The sequence below is a fragment of the Bacillus sp. IBL03825 genome (assembly GCF_024712505.1).
Classification (GTDB): Bacteria; Bacillota; Bacilli; order Bacillales; family Bacillaceae_G; genus Bacillus_A; species Bacillus_A wiedmannii.
The window spans coordinates 856,700-873,666 of the sequence record NZ_JAMXKE010000001.1; the positions used below are offsets into that span (position 1 = coordinate 856,700).

Below are 16,967 nucleotides of genomic sequence, written 5' to 3' on the forward strand. Positions count from 1 at the left end.
TCACCGTCCTTTTTTGTAAGGATTTTCATAAAAATCATAAAAAGCAGGCCACAGAGTTCCTTTTCGTAAAGCTTCTTTTGGTGGGAATTGGGGTAGGTTAGGTGGTTGAAAGCCCATAAATAGGTGTGGGGGAGTTGAGTAATATTTTTTTCCAATTGGAGGGCAAGGGTCGTTTGGGCTATGGAAAGGTATGTAGGATTTCATAAATTCATCCATGTTACACGCCTCCTTTATAAATGAAATATTCATCACTAAGTATTGTATTCGTACATAATTGCAAATTATGACTCATATAGAAAACTAAAAGAGGCAGGGGGAGTGCGGATGGAAAGTGTTACAACATGTATTGTATTAGAATCTAAAAACTTAAAGGAAACATTATATTTTTATGAAGGAATTCTAGGGTTTAAACCGAGCAAGGAGAGGCCACAAATACGTGTAACAGGTGTGTGGTATGATATCGGTTCAACGAGAATTTGTTTTGTTGTAAATAGGGGACTGGGAGAACATAGAGAGACCGTTATATCATCAGTGAAAGAACTATTGTTAAAAACTACAAATATCGAGCGGTTAAAGAAAAAGTTAGTGTTTTATCAAATATCATTTGTAGAAGAGCACCATGGCGAAGAAGTTAGAATAATATTTCATGATCCAGATGGTTATACACTCCAATTCCTTTTCATAGAGAACAGGGAAGAGAGCCTTTTACAATGTAATAATCTGGATGTCGAATGAAAAAAATATTGACAAGCTTAGGCAAATATTTTAATGTGATTGTATAAAACTGTGTATATAAAGGGGAGTAACTTATTACAGTAAAGTCGTCATTACAGGGAGAAACCCTCGGCTTTATTGGCAACGTTTCGTTGTTAGTGAGACCTTTACCAGCAATGGTAAAGGCCCCTTATTGTCTTTTTTAGGACCCTTACCATATTTGGTAGGGTCCTTTTTGTATACAAAGAGAGGAGAAATAAAAATGAAAAAACTTATTAGTAGATTAAGAGTTGTATTTCATGTTCGTCGTTTCGTTCCATTTCTATTTGACTTTTTTACTTCAAAAGAGGTTTCAATAAAGAAGAAAATTTTATCTGTTGCTTTTTTAGTTGGGTATGTTGCGATGCCGCTTGATTTAATTCCAGACTTCCTGCCGTTTATCGGTATTTTAGATGATATCGGAATTGTGTTATTCATTTTGAATCGAATTGTAAAAATGGCGCCAGTACAATTGCAAGAAAAGCATAACGTAAACGTAGGATAGGAGTTGAAAATATGGAGCAAATTATTTTAGATATAATCGAGTTTTTAAAGCAGTTTTCTTATTTTGGAGTTGTGTTAGCATTAACGTTTGAATTTATTCCAGCAGAAGTAGTTTTACCCATGGTTGGGTATTGGGTGTACGAGGGAGATATGAATTTTTGGCTAGCTGTATTAGCTGGAACACTTGGCGGAACGACAGGACCGTTAACATTATACGCACTCGGTTATTACGGTGGTCGTCCTCTATTAATAAAATACGGAAAATACTTCTTTATTAAAGAAGAACAAATTCAAAAAGCAGATGATTTCTTTGAGAAATATGGGCCAGTTGTAGCATTTGTTGGACGCTTTGTACCGGGAGTTCGAACGCTTATTTCTGTTCCGTGTGGTATGGCGAAAATGAACATATGGAAATTTAGTATATATACATTCGTAGCAATGTTCCCGTTAACGACTTTATATGTCTATTTTGGAATGAAATTAGGTCCGCATTGGGAAAAGGCAGCGGATGTTGTTGGACAATATATGTTACCGATATTACTAGTCATAGTTATTATTGTAGGCGGTATATTAATCTATAAATTTATGAAAAAAAGAAACAGAACGGAATCTATCTAGTCATTAGTACAGGAGTTGTCTTATTTTTCGAAAATAGATGAATAGTACAGGCAAAAGACTCTGAAGGACATACACATATAGGGAATATAAAAGAGAGAGGGGAAACAACTATGTCTTGTGAGTGCTCAGGGTCAGCATTAACTTGTTGTCCAGATAAAAATTATGTACAAGATAAAGTGTGTAGTCCGTGGTCTGCTACTGTAGTTGCAACAGCAATTGATAATGTTCTTTATACAAATAATATTAACCAAAATGTAGTTGGTACTGGTTTTGTTAAGTATGATGTTGGTCCAGGTCCAATTACTGTAGAAGCGCTTGATTCTGCTGGGGCTACAATTGATACACAAACATTAAACCCAGGAACGAGTATCGCTTTTACGTATCGCCGCTTTGATAGTATACAAGTTGTGTTACCTGCAACACCTGGTGGAACGTATCAGGGAGAATTTTGTATTACAACACGTTATCCACTTTCATAGTAGAATAGGAGAGGATCGAAATGGGAATGAGAAGTTCCGGTTTGTCTTGTTGTTCTAATAAAACACTTGTGCAAGATCAAGTATGTACAGACTGGTCTATTACAGGTGCTGGTACTCAAATTGTATATACGAATAATATTACACAAGAAGTATATGGTTCAGGTTATGTGAAATATGATGTAGGCGCGAATCCCATTACAGTTGATTTTTTAGTAGGTGCTACAGTAGTTGATACAATTACTGTGCAACCACAAAGTAGCGGTACTTTCACTGTACGATACTTTACTACTGTCCGAATTACTACGACAGGAACAACTGTTAATCAAGGCGAGTTTTGTATTACAGTACGTTATCCAATTTCATAAAAAAGGCATACCGTAAATGGTATGCTTTTTTAAATTGAGAAAGTAATGAAATTGGTATTCTATAAGCAACATGTAAATTGGCAACAGTACTTGCCTTCTAAATATAGTGAAGGATTACTTTGTATATTAATAATACTGACTGATTGTAAGTCTTTTCCGGTGTAAGATATCGTATTGCCTGGAAACACAGTGAAAATATTGGTTACTGCTCCAACGATTTGAATTGTAATTGCTTCGGTGCTGCTAGTACTATTGTAAACCGATACAGTACCTGATATAAGTAGTATCCCATCACTTTGCCACAGTATCATTGATTGTAGTGCATCTTTGGTAGAGGGAATGGTGTTGTTAGTTATGAGGAAATTCCCTGCAAATTCATTTGTTACTCGCTCACAACTTGGATTTGGGGGAGGGGGCGGTGGACAAGGATCTGGACAAATGATAGATAAAGGAGCGAAACAGCCAATATTTTTTTTGTTCCTCAATAAAACCCCTCCTTTTTAAGTTGTCTTTTACTACTATTAAATGTAGAAGCATGGCCGATGTGTTAAGAAAAGAAGAAAATTTTAAAAATTAAGATTGTCTAATAGGCTTAAAGTTTAACTTATCATTAGTGTTATAGAAAAGATTATATGTGAATAGTCATAGGAAAAGAATGATCAGACTCTTTTAGATAAAAGGTGGTTGTATACAATAGTACGAGGAATGTTGGACTTAACTTTTAATTAACTGTATATTTACAAAAATCTAATAAAATTCATTTGTTATTTAAACGACATTAACATGTTTTAGATAAAATAGCCTTTGTAATGAATCAATTATTAGGAGGAGGATTCACGTGGAAAGAACAGCTTTACGAAAAGTAAAAGGTCTTATTGGATTATTAATGGTTTTTGTATTAGCATTTGTATCATTTCCGTGGAGTACATCAGTCAAAGCGGAAGAGAAGAAGCAAGAAAAGGCACCAAGTGAAAAGAAGATAGTTTTTCCAGTCGTAAGTGATGTACATATTAAAAATAGTGGAACGGATGATACGTTTCGCTGGAAAAGAGCGATTGAACAGTTCAATACGCTTGCACCAAAGCAAGATGCGTTCGTAATTGTGGGAGATTTTACTGATTCAGGATCGGTACAACAATATGATCGTTTCATGCAAGTATATAATGAGAATGCAAATAAAGATGCAGTACGAATGAATTCTCTAGGGAACCATGATTATTGGAACGGTTTATCTGTAGAGGGAGCGCAGAAGCGTTTCTTAGAAAAAACAGGTATGGAATCGATTTATTATCATAAAGTGGTGAAAGGGTATCACTTCCTTGTTATGTCTCCAGAGAACGAGACAACTCATGGATATTATTCAGACAAGCAAATTAATTGGCTAAAAGAAGAGATGGCAAAGGTGCAAAAAGATGATCCAGAAAAACCAATTTTCGTATTTTTACATCAACATATTAAAGATACAGTATACGGTAGTCAAGAATGGGGAACGAAAGATAGTGCAAAAATTAATGAGGTATTAAAACAATACCCACAAGTCATTACGTTTTCAGGTCATTCACATTATCCATTAGATGATCCAAGATCAATTCATCAAAAAGACTTTACATCAGTTGGCACATCTTCAGTAAGTTATATGGAGGTAGAGGGTGGCAAAGTGCAAGGGAATATTCCTTCAGAATCGCGTGCATTAAGCCAAGGTTTATTAGTAGAAGTAGATGATAAAGAAGTAACGATTAATCGCCGTGATTTCCATACAAATTCTTGGACAGGCGAGCCTTGGAAAATTAAATTACCATCAAAGAAAGACACATTTACACATGTAGAAGATCGCGATAAAGAAAGGCCACACTTTGCTAAGGATGCAAAGCTTGCGGTATCAAATGTAACAGAAAATGCAGCAACAGTAACATTCATGCAAGCGTTGGACAACCTTCTTGTTCATTCTTACCGTGTACAAGCTAGAGATAAGCAAACGGGAGAAATAAAGAATAAATTGTTAGCATTCTCAGAGTTTTATCGTGATCCAGTGCCGAAAGAACTGACATTTACGCTTGCAGGACTAGATGGCGGGAAAACATATACACTGGAAGTCGTTGCGATTGATTCATTCGGCAATGAAAGTGTACAACCATTAACGGCAGAAATTACTACGAAAAAAGATAATATTGACCCGAATGTGAAAGTACCAAAGGCGGATGTTTTTGATGTGAACTTTGCAGATGGTACATTTAAAGACAATTCATCATTTGGTACAAAAGGTGATGTTAAGGGTAATGTGACTATTGAATATGATAAAGCGTTGAAAAAGAATGTTATGAAGCTAAACGGAAAAGCAAATACATTTGGATATCTTCCGTTTTCAGCAGCGCAAAAAGAGAAAGTAGCAAATACATTTACGTTAGAAACTGTATTTTCAATGAATGAAATTCGCGGACAAGGTATTTTGCAAAATACAGAGAGCGGCGGAATTGGTTTTGAATCTACAGGAAGTGGTTATGTAGAATTATGGGCTCATATTGGTGGAAGTTATAAACGTGTTGGCGTTCAGTTAGAGGCTAATAAAACGTATCATTTAACAGGAACGTATAACGGAAGTGAAGTAGCAATTTACGTAGATGGTAAAAAAGTAAACAGCCAACCAGCTACAGGGAAAGTATATCACCCGAACGTACCATTTGCACTTGGTGCAGATCCAGATAGCAACGGGAATGGTGGTATTCCGTTAAATGGACAAATTGCGCTTGCGAAATTATATAGTAAAGCATTAAGTTCTTCAGAAGTATTAGCAGCGTATAATGAGTTTTCTAGTCGTACAAAATTAGAGCAAGTAAACGCGTTATATGAAGAGCTTGGGAAAGTGAAAGAAGTGTTAGCTGGTACGTATGAGTTTGGTGACAAACCAGGTCAATATTCAAAGGAAGCATTTCAAGCACTAGAGAAAAGCTATAACACTGCAAAGCAAGCATTTGAAAATGTAGGAAGTACTGGAGAGAAAATCGTTCAAACATATAACGAATTAAAAACAGCTAATGTAACATTTGTACAATCTAAAGTAGCAGAAGAACAACCGAAAACACCGAAAGAAAAATTACAAATCAATATTGAAACTGCAAAAGCAGTGGTGAAAAAAGCACAAGCTGCAAATGTAACGGATGGTTCAGTGAAATCATTGAGTCAAAAAGTTACAGTGGCAGAAGCTGTATTAAAAGATGCGAAAGTAAAAGATGCACAAGTAGAAACGATGAATCGTACGGTGGAATATGCGATTTCACTCGTTGAAAAAAGCATAAACAAATAAGAGAGAAGAAAAAGAAGCTTATCATGATAGGCTTCTTTTTTGTTATACTAAAAATAGTATAGAATGAGGGAGCGAATAATTTGGAAGAGAAAAAGCTAAAAAGAATTCTTGAATATGTATGGATCGCGGTTGTGCTCCTTGTAGGGTATTATTTCTTAAAAGAGAAAAGTATATGGGTTCTATTTTTAATGACGTTTTTATTAGCGGGCTTAGGCACGTTATTTATTAATTTCTTCTTTGATAGTCTAAATGCATGGAAGAAGAAAAAGAAGGGAACGAAGTAAAGGAGGGAATATATGCAAAAGTGGAAGCTCATATATCAGGTGCTTCTTTTCATAGTGCTTGTAGGTATTGGCGTTTTAAAATATTCTACACCGATAGGAAATTGGGCATCGTTTACAGCTTGCATCGGCATATTTTTCATTTTACAATCGTTAACGAAAAAATATAATAATACAGAAAGATAGCTCACCGTTTTATCGGCGAGCTATTTTGTTATGCTTTTTTCTCTTCATCATTTGTTTTTTCAGTAGCTAAATGACTATGTTTTCTAGAGTAGAAGAAATAGAAACATAAGCCAACTATCAGCCAAGCTATAAAGCTAATCCATGTCGTTTTAGACAAATTAATCATCAAATATAAACAGCAAAGAATTGCGACAACTGGTAATACAGGTACGAAAGGTGTACGGAATCCGCGTTTTAAGTTAGGGTGTGTTTTTCGTAAAATAAGTACCGCGCAGCAAACGAATGTAAAGGCTGTTAGCGTACCGATGTTCACTAAATTAGCAAGTAGATGTAGGTCTAGAAGCCCTGCTAATAAAGCGGCAACAACACCAGTGATCCATGTGTTTAATAAAGGGACTTTTACTCTTTTATTTACACGTGCTAGCGCTTTTGGAAGTAGTCCGTCGCGGCTCATCGCATAAGAAACGCGAACTTGTCCGTACATCACGACTAAGAGAACGGTTGTCATTCCAGTCATCGCTCCAACAGCGAGAAGTCCTGCAATTGTATCTTCGCCAACGAAATGTAAGGCAAACGCAACTGGATCAGAAACATCTAATTGTGTATACGGAACCATACCTGTTAAAACGAAAGATACAATCATGTATAAAACAGTACAAATAAGAAGGGAACCGATAATGCCAATTGGTAAATCGCGCTGTGGTTTTTTCGTTTCTTCTGCAGCGGTTGCGATTGCATCAAAGCCTAAGAAGGCGAAGAATACAGTGGCAGCTCCAGTAATGATACCGTCGTATCCGAATGGAATGAACGGCGTCCAATTTTCAGGTTTTACATATTTTGCGCCTGCTACGATAAAGGCGATAATAACAGCTAACTTGATAAGAACCATAACATTATTAATGCGTGCGCTTTCGCGTATACCGAAACTTAAAAGTCCCGTAATGAGTAGTAAAATACAAACAGCCGGTAAATCGATAATGCCGCCTTTTCCTACGCCAGGGGCCGAGGCGATTATGGCGGGCAGATGGATGTTAAATCCTTGGAGTAAAGATTGTAAATAACCAGACCAACCGACAGCTACAGCCGCGACTGCAAGTAAATATTCGAGCATTAAACACCAGCCGACGATGAAGGCGACGACTTCTCCGACTGTCATGTATGCGTAAGTATACACACTTCCTGAGACAGGAATAGAAGAAGCAAATTCGGCATAACAAAAGGCTACACAAGCACAAGTAAATGCAGCAATAAGGAATGATAACATAATACCAGGACCAGAATGTTTCGCTGCGACAATACCTGTTAATACAAAGATCCCTGTCCCAATTACGGCGCCAATCCCTAAAAATGTTAAATCGAGTGCCGTTAATGTTCTATCTAGCTGCCGTGGTGATTCAGTACTAAGCGGTTTTTTTCGTAATAATGACTTCACTTTGGACTCTCCCCCCGTTTTTTCATTTCCATAACTGCGAATATAGTATGAGCCCACTAGAAAAGAGTATGTAAGTAAATGGAGGTACAGTTATGGTAGGTTGTTTTTTAAAATTGCTGGATTAATTTTATTATAATTCAGAATATTTTGTCAAATAAAAATGTGACAAATAAAATGCGAATGAATAGGGGAAACTACTGGCAGGAATGGACGAGGGTTAACAGAGTGGCAAAACCACTCATAAAAGTTTCACTTTATAAAGTAGGAGAAGATGTTATGTTATTTTATTTTGAACTTGTCGTCATTTTACTTTGTACGAAATTAGCTGGTGATATTAGCGTTAGGCTTGGCCAGCCTTCTGTACTTGGTAAATTAATCGTTGGTATTATTATCGGTCCGGCTGTGCTTGGTATTATTAATAGTTCTGAACTCATTGATGAACTGAGTGAAATTGGCGTTTTACTACTTATGTTTATGGCAGGGCTTGAAACAGATTTAGAAGAGTTAAATCGGAATTTGAAATCTGCATTCGCAGTAGCGATGGGGGGAATCATTTTCCCATTCCTTGGTGGATATTTAGCGGGACTTGCGTTTGGAATGTTACAGTCGCATGCGATTTTTTTAGGGTTATTACTTTGTGCTACTTCGGTTAGTATTTCTGTTCAAACATTAAGAGATTTAGGGAAAATGAATACGAGAGAAAGTACGACGATTTTAGGAGCAGCTGTATTTGATGATGTAATTGTCGTTATTTTATTAGCATTTGTGATGAGTTTTTTAGGTACACAAGATGTAAATGTAACGCTTGTCATTGCAAAGAAAATTATCTTTTTTGTAAGCATCGTTTTTATCTCTTGGAAAGTTGTTCCATGGATTATGAAAATGCTTGTGCCACTTCGTGTAACAGAAGCATTAATTAGTGCAGCACTTATTATTTGTTTCTCTTTTTCGTATTACAGTGAAATGATGGGAATCGCCGGTATTATTGGAGCATTTGCAGCCGGAATTGCCATTTCGCAAACAGAGTATAAGCACGAAGTAGAACATAAAATTGAACCGATTGCTTATGCGATATTTGTACCGGTGTTCTTCGTAAGTATTGGAATGGAAATTACATTTCAAGGTATCGGAAGCCAGCTTTGGTTTATTATCATCATGACGCTTATTGCAATTTTTACAAAGTTAATCGGATCAGGTTTAGGAGCAAGACTGACAGGATTCAACCTTCAATCTTCTATTAGTATTGGTGCGGGGATGGTCTCGCGCGGAGAAGTGGCGCTTATTATCGCAGCGAATGGACTTGCGGCAAATTTATTAGCGAAAGAAAATTTCACAGCGATTGTTATTGTTGTTATATTAACGACGATTATTACGCCGCCGCTTTTGAAAAAATATTTTGTATAGAGAGGAAGAGCTTATCTGATGTAGGTAAGCTCTTTTTTTATTGGAAAAAGCAATAGTCATATAGCGTGAATAGGTTGTAATTATGGTAAAATCTACGTATATGATAAGTCGAGGAGAGAAATGTGTGAGGATTACGAAGGGGAAGGTTATCGGTGTAATCATACTTATTGCGCTATGTATACCATTTACTGCATGGAAAGAGTCAAAAGTGAAAGACTTTCCAGTTTCTATTTTTTCTTCCTATGTAGAAGACGAAAACCCGAAAGACTATAAGTACACTGCTTTTGTACCTGATTTTGCAATTTGGATACATGGATGGGAAGAACAGCAATCTGAAGGTGAAATAACTTCATATAAAAAAGGGGATCGAACTGTAATTGTTCACCATCCTCCTGGCGATGATGGTTTTTATCTTTTTGAAGCAAGAGAAAATAAGTGAAAGCAACCGCAAGAAGTGGAGGTTAAATAGTGAAAGCTTCAACATTACTATTTAAAATTGAAAGTAATATGGATCAATTTTCACCAGCTGAAAAGAAGGTTGCCATGTACATAATGGGGAATGCAGAGATTGTTCCGAACTTAACGACGAAAGAAGTGTCAACGAATGCAGGCGCAAGTGAGGCGAGTGTTGTTCGCTTTTGTAAGTCGATTGGGATTGGGAGCTTTAAAGCATTTAAAATCGCGCTCGTTCGTGAATTGACGATTGCTGATTATAATATTAATGATTTTTCAGTTATGAATACGGAAGATGGACCGTATGACTTGTTTAATAAAGTTACGTATGTGAATAAAGCTGCAATTGAGGCGAGCGTTACGGCGATAGATAAAAAAGAACTTGAGAAAGCTGCAGATCGTATTGTAAATGCGGATAAAATTATATTTTATGGAGTAGGCGGATCAGCTACTCCGGCGATGGACGGGGCTTATAAATTTACAAGGCTCGGATTTACAGCGATGATGCTATCTGATTTTCATATGATGTTGCCGCTTGTAACGAATTTAAAAGAGGGCGATATATTTGTTGCGATTTCAACATCTGGTCGTACGAAAGATGTACTTGAAATGGCGCAATATGCGAAGAGACAAGGTGCAACAGTTATTGCGATTACAAAGCTTGACCAATCATCACCGTTATATAAAGAGGCGGATATTCGTCTTTGTATGCCAGATGTAGAGCAAGATCATCGTATTGCAAGTATTGCTTCTAGAATGACACAACTGAATATGATTGATGCTTTATATGTGATTACTTTTAATCGTATTGGTAATAAAGTGTTGGATCAATTTATGGAGACGCGAGAAGAAGCAGTGCGGTTACGGAAGTTAAAGTAGAAGAAAAGATGAGGGGACTCATCTTTTTTATTATCTTTGACACAAATATGTCATTTTATGAAATTTTATTTCATAAAATAAGAAAGTAATATTGATTTTTAATTTCTTAAAGTTATAATAAAAGTGTGAAATATAATTTCAAAGAGGGTGGCAATATGTTAGAAAATTTATCGACAGAACACCGTAATGAGAAAACGACGAATCTAGATGAGATGAGTATAAAAGAAGTGTTACAGAGTATGAATGAAGAAGATCGAACTGTTGCGTTAGCAGTTGAAAAAGAGATAGAACAAATTGAAAAGGTCGTACAGACTGTTATTAAATCTTTTGAAGCAGAGGGCCGATTAATTTATATTGGGGCTGGTACGAGTGGTCGTTTAGGTATTTTAGACGCAGTGGAATGCCCGCCGACATTTGGCACAGACGATAAAATGGTGCAAGGATTTATAGCAGGTGGATTGAAAGCGTTTACTAAGGCGGTAGAAGGTGCCGAAGATCGCGAAGAGTTAGCAGAAGAAGATTTGAAAAGTATTGGATTAAACGAGAAAGATACAGTGATTGGTATTGCCGCAAGTGGTAGAACCCCTTACGTAATTGGCGGATTGAAATACGCACATAGTGTGGGAGCTAGTACAGCGAGTATTTCTTGTAATAAAAATGCTGAAATAAGTAAGTATGCAAAACTCAATGTAGAAGTGGAGACAGGCGCAGAAATATTAACAGGCTCAACACGTTTGAAGGCTGGTACAGCGCAAAAATTAGTGCTTAATATGATTTCAACAGCGTCAATGATTGGTGTAGGAAAAGTATATAAAAACTTAATGGTAGATGTTCAATCTACGAATGAAAAGTTAGTAGAACGATCAAAACGAATTATTGTGGAAGCAACAGGAGCTAGTTATGAAGTAGCGGCAGATTATTACGAAAAAGCAAAGCGTAACGTGAAAGTTGCTATCGTTATGGCATTACTACAGTGTGAGTATGGGGAAGCAAAAGAAAAACTAAAAGAAGCGAAAGGCTTTGTGAAGAAGGCATTATAAAGTGAAACGATAAGAATAGGGAGGGGGATTCTATTATGAAGAAAGAAGAGAGAATGGCCAAAGAAATTTTGGAGCAACTTGGGGGAATAAAAAATATTCGTGGCATTGCTCATTGTATGACGAGACTGAGGTTAACGCTTCATGATGAAAGTAAAGTGAATATGGATCTTTTGAAAAAAGTTGAAGGCGTTATGGGCGTCATTGAAGATGAAACACTTCAAGTGGTTGTTGGTCCAGGAACGGTAAATAAAGTAGCAGCCGAAATGGAAGTTTTAACAGGATTAAGAATTGGTGAGGTTGCAGATCATCATCTTGAAGATATTGGTCAAGAGATTAAATCAGAGATGAAGAAGAAAAATAATACACCAGTGAAGAACTTTTTACGAAAAATAGGTAACATTTTTATTCCGTTAATACCTGGTCTTGTTGCGTCAGGAATTATAAACGGGGTTGCTAACTTCGCGAAAAACGCAGGTGCTGATCCGAATGCAACATGGCTACAAATGTTACTACTTATTGGCGGCGGTATCTTTACATTTTTAGGGATTTTAGTCGGTTGGAATACAGCGAAAGAATTTGGCGGGACACCCGTTCTTGGAGCGATTGCGGGTATTTTAATTTTCAATCCAGCGATGGCAAATGTGAAATTATTTGGTGAAGCAATGGTACCCGGGCGGGGCGGATTGTTTGCAGTTATTTTTGCAGCATGGCTTATGGTAGTAGTTGAGAGAAGAGTACGAAAAGCAGTGCCGAATGCAGTTGATATTATTGTAACACCGCTTATTACTGTATTAGCTGTAAGTATAGTAACGATGTTAGCGATTCAGCCAGCAGCGGGATTTTTATCTGATGGTATTACGAGCGGTATTAACGCAATTTTAAATGTTGGTGGGGCATTTGCTGGAGCAGTGCTAGCAGGAACGTTTTTACCACTCGTTATGGTCGGATTACACCACGGTTTAACACCGATTCATATGGAATTTATTAATCAAACGCACGTAACACCTTTATTACCAGTACTCGCGATGGCTGGTGCTGGGCAAGTGGGCGCAGCAATTGCGATTTATGTAAAAACAAAAAATAAACGACTTCGTAACGTAATTAAAGGTGGATTACCAGTTGGGTTTTTAGGAATTGGCGAACCATTATTATACGGGGTTACATTACCACTTGGGAAACCGTTTATTACCGCTTGTTTAGGAGCGGCCGTCGGTGGTGCATTCCAAGCAGTTATGAAAACGGCTTCACTCGGAATTGGCGTATCAGGATTATCTTTAATCCCGTTAATTGCTGATAATAAATATTTATTATATTTCCTTGGGTTAGTAGTGGCATATACTTTTGGATTTATCTTTACGTACTTCTTCGGATTTAAAGAAGAAATGGCAGAAAACATATAGAGAAAGGGATTCCTTTCTCTTTTTCTATTCATAGAAAGGGAGATTTATATGATAGGAGTTTCAATTTATCTTTCAAAAGAGCGAGTAAAGAAGCAAGAAGAGTGGCTAAAAGTGGCGAAGGAAAACGGGTTTTCGTCTATTTTTACATCACTTCATATTCCGGAAGATGATCCGGATACGTATAAAGAGTTAATTCAAATATTAGGGAAACAGGCTCTCGAAAATGAAATGGAATTAATGGTCGATGTCTCTCCAAAATCGTTACACCATTTAGGAATGACGTACGAAAATGTCGAAGAGTTAGTAGATTGGGGCATTACTGGTTTACGAATGGACTACGGCATCACGCCGAAAGAAATCACACGCGTATCTCATAAAATGAAAGTAGCTTTAAATGCGAGTACGATTACAGATTCATTTTGGAAAGAGTTAACCATAGAAAATATAAAAGTAGAGAATGTAGAAGCGTGGCATAATTTTTATCCGCGCCCAGAAACAGGACTAGCAAAATCATTCTTACAAAAACAAAACGAATACTTACATGAGTGCGGAATAAAAACGATGGCATTTATTCCGGGAGATGGTGAAAAACGTGGTCCGTTATATGAAGGCTTACCAACATTAGAAAAGCACCGCAATATGCGCCCGCTGGAAGCGTACTTAGAACTTGTACAAGATTGTGGTGTCGATAAGGTGCTAATTGGGGATATAAACGGAAGTCTAGAAAGTGTACAAGAGATAGCGAGTGCGAGTAGAGGAATTATTCCGCTGCGGTATGAGCAATTGATAAAGAAAAGTGAAATATTTAAAATGGTAGAACAAGTGCATACAAATAGACTAGATCCAGCTCGTGATGTCATTCGTTCTGTAGAATCGCGAGAGGAGCATAAAGTGATTTTACAGCCGATGGATGCCATCGCAAGAAAGAAAGGCAGCATTACAATTGATAATGAATTGTACGGTAGATATGCTGGAGAGATGCAAGTTGTTGTAAATGATTTACCTGTAGATGAGAAAGTGAATGTTGTCGGAATGGTTGTGGAAGAGGACGTGCCGTTATTGCCTTATATTGGTGCTGGAAAAAACTTTCAACTTTTTCTGTGTGATAGAGTAAAAGCTTGAATTTATGCTATTTTATAAAAGACATTATTCGTAAAACGGATAATGTTTTTTGTTTTCTTTAAAAAAAGCATTTGACGAATGAAAAGAAATACCGTATTGTTTTGTCTTGTGAATAAATGTTCACGATAACAAAACAAAAAGGAGAGTTCAAAATGAATCAATATATTGGGAATTTAATTATTCGTATCGTGTTAGGAGTTACGTTCTTTGCACACGGTTTAGCAAAGTTTCAATCAGGTATAGATAACGTAGCAGGATGGTTTACAAGTATCGGTTTACCAGGTGGTCTTGCATATGGCGTAGCGACAGTTGAATTAGTTGGTGGTATATTATTAATTATCGGTTTAGGCGTAAGATATGTAGGATTGTTATTTGCTCTTATTTTAGCTGGAGCTATCGTAAAGGTAAATGGAGCAGCAGGTTTATTAGGAGATGGAAAGAATCCAGGGTATGAATTAGATCTTGCATTATTAGCAATGGGTGCGTATTTATTCGTTGTAAAAGCAGAAGGATATGTAGATCGTTTCTTAAAGGAGAAAGTAATGAAAGCGAAGTAAACTTATTTATAAATTGTTGACTTGAATCATTAATGTAACTATAATAATTACAACTAGTGGATTAAGGATAAAATTATTTAAATATTTTTTTACACAAGTTGTAACATCTATGGTTACAACTTGTGTAAAAAATAAATAAAACGGGAGGAAGTAACATGCCTAAATCAAATTTAGAAATTATTCAAAGCACGTATGAAGGGTCAGCTTCTTCAAATGCAAAACATTTAGTAGAAGCCCTCTCTGAAAAAGTAGAATGGACAGAAGCAGAAGGTTTCCCGTACGGCGGAACGTATATAGGTGTAGAAGCAATAATGGAAAATGTATTTAGCCAATTAGGATCAGAATGGGATGATTATAAAGCGAGTGTAAATACGTACCATGAAGTAAACGGAAAAGATGTAATCATTGCTGAAGGTGTTTATTCAGGAGTTTATAAAGAAACGGGAAAATTGTTTGAAGCAGAATTTGTTCATATATGGCAGCTTGAAAATGGAAAAATCATAAAATTCAAGCAATATGTGGATAGTTACATTGTGCGAGAAGCGATGAAGGTTTAAAATGGAATAAGGAAACAAATGGAATCGGCTGTGCGCAGGCGATTCCATTTGTTTATGTGATTATTAGGGGAATGGGGAATACATAATATGAAAAAATGGATTATAGGGACAATTACAATCATTGTAATTGCGATAGGAGCTGTATTCGGTGTTACGAAACTTCTTAATTATATAGAAGAAGAGGAGAAGAGTCTGAAAGCACAAAATGTAACGGGGCAACAAGGGAAGAAAGCAAAGGAAGAGAAGCCACAATTTAGTGAGGATGAAATTATTTCTACCATGCATAGGATGGTGCATCAAAAAGTGAAATCCTCTGAAAAATGGGGATTTATTGAAATGACAAATAAGGAAATTGTTAGTGCCAAGAAGGCAGTAGAAAGCAGTACAAATTTTAAACATAAGTCAAAGCTACTTGCCACTTTAGAGCGTTGGGAGAAAGGGGATTTTTCACAAACGGTTGAGGAGCATAACTTTTTGTGGGAAATTCAAGGTGGTGATACTGGAAAGGCAACAGAACGTTTATCGCCAGAAGAAGAAAAGCAGTATGTGAGAGAAATGAAAGGTAAATAAAAACATCGCCACTTTGATGGCGATGTTTTTGATTAAGAATGTTTTCGCATTAAAGCTCTAGTTGGCTGAACAGCAACTGTTTTGAAATGAGAAAATAAATAACATCCAGTCACAACAATCATTGTCCCTAAAATTTGTATCCATGTTAGTTCTTCGCCGAGGAAAAGGAATGCTAAAATAGCTGTAAAAATCGGATTGAAGTTTAGAAAAATACCGGATGTAGTCGCTCCTAATTTTTGCACTCCAATATTCCAAAATACCATACAAAGAACTGTGGAAATAAGCCCAGTATATAAAAGTGATGTGATGAAAGAAGTATTTATATTTGTAACAGTGAAGCTCCCTATGTTAAATGGCAGTAATAAAATAACGCCGAAAATACCAGAGTATAATGTTGCCATGAGCGGTGTAGTTGTTTTTGTTGCCCATTTACTACAAACAGAATAGATTCCCCAAATACAAACAGCCGCCATCATCCATAAATCTCCGCTATTAAAATGTAGTGAAAATAGAAGTGCAAAATTTCCTTTTAAAAGGACGAGAACCACCCCAAAGAATGAAAGAATCATGGATAGAATTTGAAGTGTATTTACTTTTTCTTTTAGAAATAATACTGAAAATAATGCAATTGAAATCGCATTTAATGTAGAAATAAGCCCTACATTCGTTGCGGATGTTTTTTCTAGTGCTAGAAATTGAAAGATGTTAAAAAGAGCGACCCCTGAAATCCCCATTAGTAGTAACGGAAGTATTGCAGCACGTGGTGGAATGATTTTCTTTTCTTTAAACCAAACCATCGGTAATAAACAAACGATCGCAATCATCCATCTTAAACTTGTAAGTGTCATCGGAGACGCGTGATTAACGAGTGATTTTCCAACGACGAAATTTCCTCCCCATAATAAGCTCGTTAGTAATAGTAAAAAGACATAAAAATAAGGCATACTAAAATCCCCTTTGTTTTAATCAATGTGAATTGTAAATAATTTTAGCATTTTTCTTTATTGTGTAATATATTCTTTTGTATAATGGGAAAAAGTCGATAAAATATTCTGTTACAAATGTT

21 protein-coding genes are annotated in these 16,967 nt (G+C 36.5%); 17 read left to right on the plus strand and 4 right to left on the minus strand.

Features of this window, described 5'->3' with window-relative positions; all coding sequences use genetic code 11:
- The gene (locus tag NHG49_RS04490; protein ID WP_064473875.1) at positions 1-216 is read right to left on the minus strand and encodes a spore coat associated protein CotJA; all 216 of its coding nucleotides are present in this window, start codon (positions 214-216) and stop codon (positions 1-3) included.
- A 108-nt stretch (positions 217-324) separates the two neighbouring features.
- On the opposite strand from NHG49_RS04490, the gene NHG49_RS04495 reads away from it, so the two are divergent.
- The 5 genes from NHG49_RS04495 to NHG49_RS04515 all read left to right on the plus strand — a co-directional run bounded on the left by NHG49_RS04495 (position 325) and on the right by NHG49_RS04515 (position 2,719).
- Positions 325-735, plus strand: a complete 411-nt coding sequence (locus tag NHG49_RS04495) for a VOC family protein (protein WP_064473874.1) — start codon at positions 325-327, stop codon at positions 733-735.
- Positions 736-976: 241 nt separating this feature from the next.
- A complete protein-coding gene (locus NHG49_RS04500; protein ID WP_000733852.1) occupies positions 977-1,258 on the plus strand; it encodes a YkvA family protein in 282 nt (93 codons plus the stop codon).
- 11 nt (positions 1,259-1,269) lie between these two features.
- Positions 1,270-1,875, plus strand: a complete 606-nt coding sequence (locus tag NHG49_RS04505; RefSeq protein WP_064473873.1) for a DedA family protein — start codon at positions 1,270-1,272, stop codon at positions 1,873-1,875.
- 110 nt (positions 1,876-1,985) lie between these two features.
- Entirely contained in the window at positions 1,986-2,354 is a 369-nt protein-coding gene (locus tag NHG49_RS04510; protein ID WP_064473872.1) for a DUF3992 domain-containing protein, read from the plus strand.
- 20 nt (positions 2,355-2,374) lie between these two features.
- Positions 2,375-2,719 (plus strand): DUF3992 domain-containing protein, encoded by a 345-nt coding sequence (locus NHG49_RS04515; protein WP_000525803.1) that lies wholly within the window; start codon positions 2,375-2,377, stop codon positions 2,717-2,719.
- A gap of 59 nt (positions 2,720-2,778) precedes the next feature.
- Here NHG49_RS04515 and NHG49_RS04520 read toward each other — a convergent pair whose 3' ends face one another.
- Entirely contained in the window at positions 2,779-3,204 is a 426-nt protein-coding gene (locus NHG49_RS04520) for an S-Ena type endospore appendage (RefSeq protein ID WP_064473871.1), read from the minus strand.
- A gap of 353 nt (positions 3,205-3,557) precedes the next feature.
- Between NHG49_RS04520 and NHG49_RS04525 the strand changes: the two genes are divergently transcribed.
- The 3 genes from NHG49_RS04525 to NHG49_RS04535 all read left to right on the plus strand — a co-directional run bounded on the left by NHG49_RS04525 (position 3,558) and on the right by NHG49_RS04535 (position 6,487).
- Entirely contained in the window at positions 3,558-6,020 is a 2,463-nt protein-coding gene (locus NHG49_RS04525; RefSeq protein ID WP_258125576.1) for a LamG-like jellyroll fold domain-containing protein, read from the plus strand.
- An 80-nt stretch (positions 6,021-6,100) separates the two neighbouring features.
- A complete protein-coding gene (locus NHG49_RS04530; RefSeq protein ID WP_000391504.1) occupies positions 6,101-6,304 on the plus strand; it encodes a hypothetical protein in 204 nt (67 codons plus the stop codon).
- 12 nt (positions 6,305-6,316) lie between these two features.
- Positions 6,317-6,487 carry a hypothetical protein gene (locus tag NHG49_RS04535; RefSeq protein ID WP_222655141.1) on the plus strand — a complete coding sequence of 57 codons (171 nt, stop codon included), beginning with the start codon at positions 6,317-6,319 and terminating at the stop codon, positions 6,485-6,487.
- Positions 6,488-6,515: 28 nt separating this feature from the next.
- On the opposite strand, the gene bcaP is transcribed toward NHG49_RS04535, so the two are convergent.
- Complete coding sequence (bcaP, locus tag NHG49_RS04540) at positions 6,516-7,919, minus strand: branched-chain amino acid transporter BcaP (RefSeq protein ID WP_064473869.1); 1,404 nt, start codon at positions 7,917-7,919, stop codon at positions 6,516-6,518.
- Between the two features lie 180 nt (positions 7,920-8,099).
- Here bcaP and NHG49_RS04545 point away from each other — a divergent pair, with 180 nt between their 5' ends.
- The 9 genes from NHG49_RS04545 to NHG49_RS04585 all read left to right on the plus strand — a co-directional run bounded on the left by NHG49_RS04545 (position 8,100) and on the right by NHG49_RS04585 (position 15,901).
- A complete protein-coding gene (locus NHG49_RS04545; protein ID WP_064473929.1) occupies positions 8,100-9,323 on the plus strand; it encodes a cation:proton antiporter in 1,224 nt (407 codons plus the stop codon).
- 124 nt (positions 9,324-9,447) lie between these two features.
- Positions 9,448-9,762: an outer surface protein gene (locus tag NHG49_RS04550; RefSeq protein WP_098102983.1), complete on the plus strand. Its 315-nt coding sequence runs from the start codon at positions 9,448-9,450 to the stop codon at positions 9,760-9,762.
- Positions 9,763-9,791: 29 nt separating this feature from the next.
- Positions 9,792-10,655, plus strand: coding sequence for a MurR/RpiR family transcriptional regulator (locus NHG49_RS04555; RefSeq protein ID WP_048562466.1), 864 nt, complete (start codon positions 9,792-9,794; stop codon positions 10,653-10,655).
- A 155-nt stretch (positions 10,656-10,810) separates the two neighbouring features.
- Positions 10,811-11,695 carry an N-acetylmuramic acid 6-phosphate etherase gene (gene murQ, locus NHG49_RS04560; protein WP_064473867.1) on the plus strand — a complete coding sequence of 295 codons (885 nt, stop codon included), beginning with the start codon at positions 10,811-10,813 and terminating at the stop codon, positions 11,693-11,695.
- Between the two features lie 35 nt (positions 11,696-11,730).
- Positions 11,731-13,095 carry a PTS transporter subunit EIIC gene (locus NHG49_RS04565; protein WP_242289932.1) on the plus strand — a complete coding sequence of 455 codons (1,365 nt, stop codon included), beginning with the start codon at positions 11,731-11,733 and terminating at the stop codon, positions 13,093-13,095.
- 48 nt (positions 13,096-13,143) lie between these two features.
- Positions 13,144-14,217 carry a DUF871 domain-containing protein gene (locus NHG49_RS04570; RefSeq protein WP_064473865.1) on the plus strand — a complete coding sequence of 358 codons (1,074 nt, stop codon included), beginning with the start codon at positions 13,144-13,146 and terminating at the stop codon, positions 14,215-14,217.
- 152 nt (positions 14,218-14,369) lie between these two features.
- The gene (locus NHG49_RS04575) at positions 14,370-14,774 is read left to right on the plus strand and encodes a DoxX family protein (RefSeq protein ID WP_098102981.1); all 405 of its coding nucleotides are present in this window, start codon (positions 14,370-14,372) and stop codon (positions 14,772-14,774) included.
- 155 nt (positions 14,775-14,929) lie between these two features.
- Positions 14,930-15,331 carry a nuclear transport factor 2 family protein gene (locus tag NHG49_RS04580; RefSeq protein WP_242289931.1) on the plus strand — a complete coding sequence of 134 codons (402 nt, stop codon included), beginning with the start codon at positions 14,930-14,932 and terminating at the stop codon, positions 15,329-15,331.
- 87 nt (positions 15,332-15,418) lie between these two features.
- Complete coding sequence (locus tag NHG49_RS04585; protein ID WP_258125577.1) at positions 15,419-15,901, plus strand: DUF6241 domain-containing protein; 483 nt, start codon at positions 15,419-15,421, stop codon at positions 15,899-15,901.
- Positions 15,902-15,933: 32 nt separating this feature from the next.
- Here the strand turns inward: NHG49_RS04585 and NHG49_RS04590 are convergent, their stop codons facing one another.
- Positions 15,934-16,845: a DMT family transporter gene (locus tag NHG49_RS04590; RefSeq protein WP_064473861.1), complete on the minus strand. Its 912-nt coding sequence runs from the start codon at positions 16,843-16,845 to the stop codon at positions 15,934-15,936.
- Positions 16,846-16,967 lie beyond the last annotated feature (122 nt).

Bases quoted from the DNA above. Each gene is read 5' to 3' on its own strand.
- NHG49_RS04490 (WP_064473875.1), bottom strand. From the start codon at position 216: ATGGATGAATTTATGAAATCCTACATACCTTTCCATAGCCCAAACGAC.
- NHG49_RS04495 (WP_064473874.1), top strand. From the start codon at position 325: ATGGAAAGTGTTACAACATGTATTGTATTAGAATCTAAAAACTTAAAG.
- NHG49_RS04500 (WP_000733852.1), top strand. From the start codon at position 977: ATGAAAAAACTTATTAGTAGATTAAGAGTTGTATTTCATGTTCGTCGT.
- NHG49_RS04505 (WP_064473873.1), top strand. From the start codon at position 1,270: ATGGAGCAAATTATTTTAGATATAATCGAGTTTTTAAAGCAGTTTTCT.
- NHG49_RS04510 (WP_064473872.1), top strand. From the start codon at position 1,986: ATGTCTTGTGAGTGCTCAGGGTCAGCATTAACTTGTTGTCCAGATAAA.
- NHG49_RS04515 (WP_000525803.1), top strand. From the start codon at position 2,375: ATGGGAATGAGAAGTTCCGGTTTGTCTTGTTGTTCTAATAAAACACTT.
- NHG49_RS04535 (WP_222655141.1), top strand. From the start codon at position 6,317: ATGCAAAAGTGGAAGCTCATATATCAGGTGCTTCTTTTCATAGTGCTT.
- NHG49_RS04545 (WP_064473929.1), top strand. From the start codon at position 8,100: ATGAATAGGGGAAACTACTGGCAGGAATGGACGAGGGTTAACAGAGTG.
- murQ (WP_064473867.1), top strand. From the start codon at position 10,811: ATGTTAGAAAATTTATCGACAGAACACCGTAATGAGAAAACGACGAAT.
- NHG49_RS04565 (WP_242289932.1), top strand. From the start codon at position 11,731: ATGAAGAAAGAAGAGAGAATGGCCAAAGAAATTTTGGAGCAACTTGGG.
- NHG49_RS04570 (WP_064473865.1), top strand. From the start codon at position 13,144: ATGATAGGAGTTTCAATTTATCTTTCAAAAGAGCGAGTAAAGAAGCAA.
- NHG49_RS04575 (WP_098102981.1), top strand. From the start codon at position 14,370: ATGAATCAATATATTGGGAATTTAATTATTCGTATCGTGTTAGGAGTT.
- NHG49_RS04580 (WP_242289931.1), top strand. From the start codon at position 14,930: ATGCCTAAATCAAATTTAGAAATTATTCAAAGCACGTATGAAGGGTCA.
- NHG49_RS04585 (WP_258125577.1), top strand. From the start codon at position 15,419: ATGAAAAAATGGATTATAGGGACAATTACAATCATTGTAATTGCGATA.
- NHG49_RS04590 (WP_064473861.1), bottom strand. From the start codon at position 16,845: ATGCCTTATTTTTATGTCTTTTTACTATTACTAACGAGCTTATTATGG.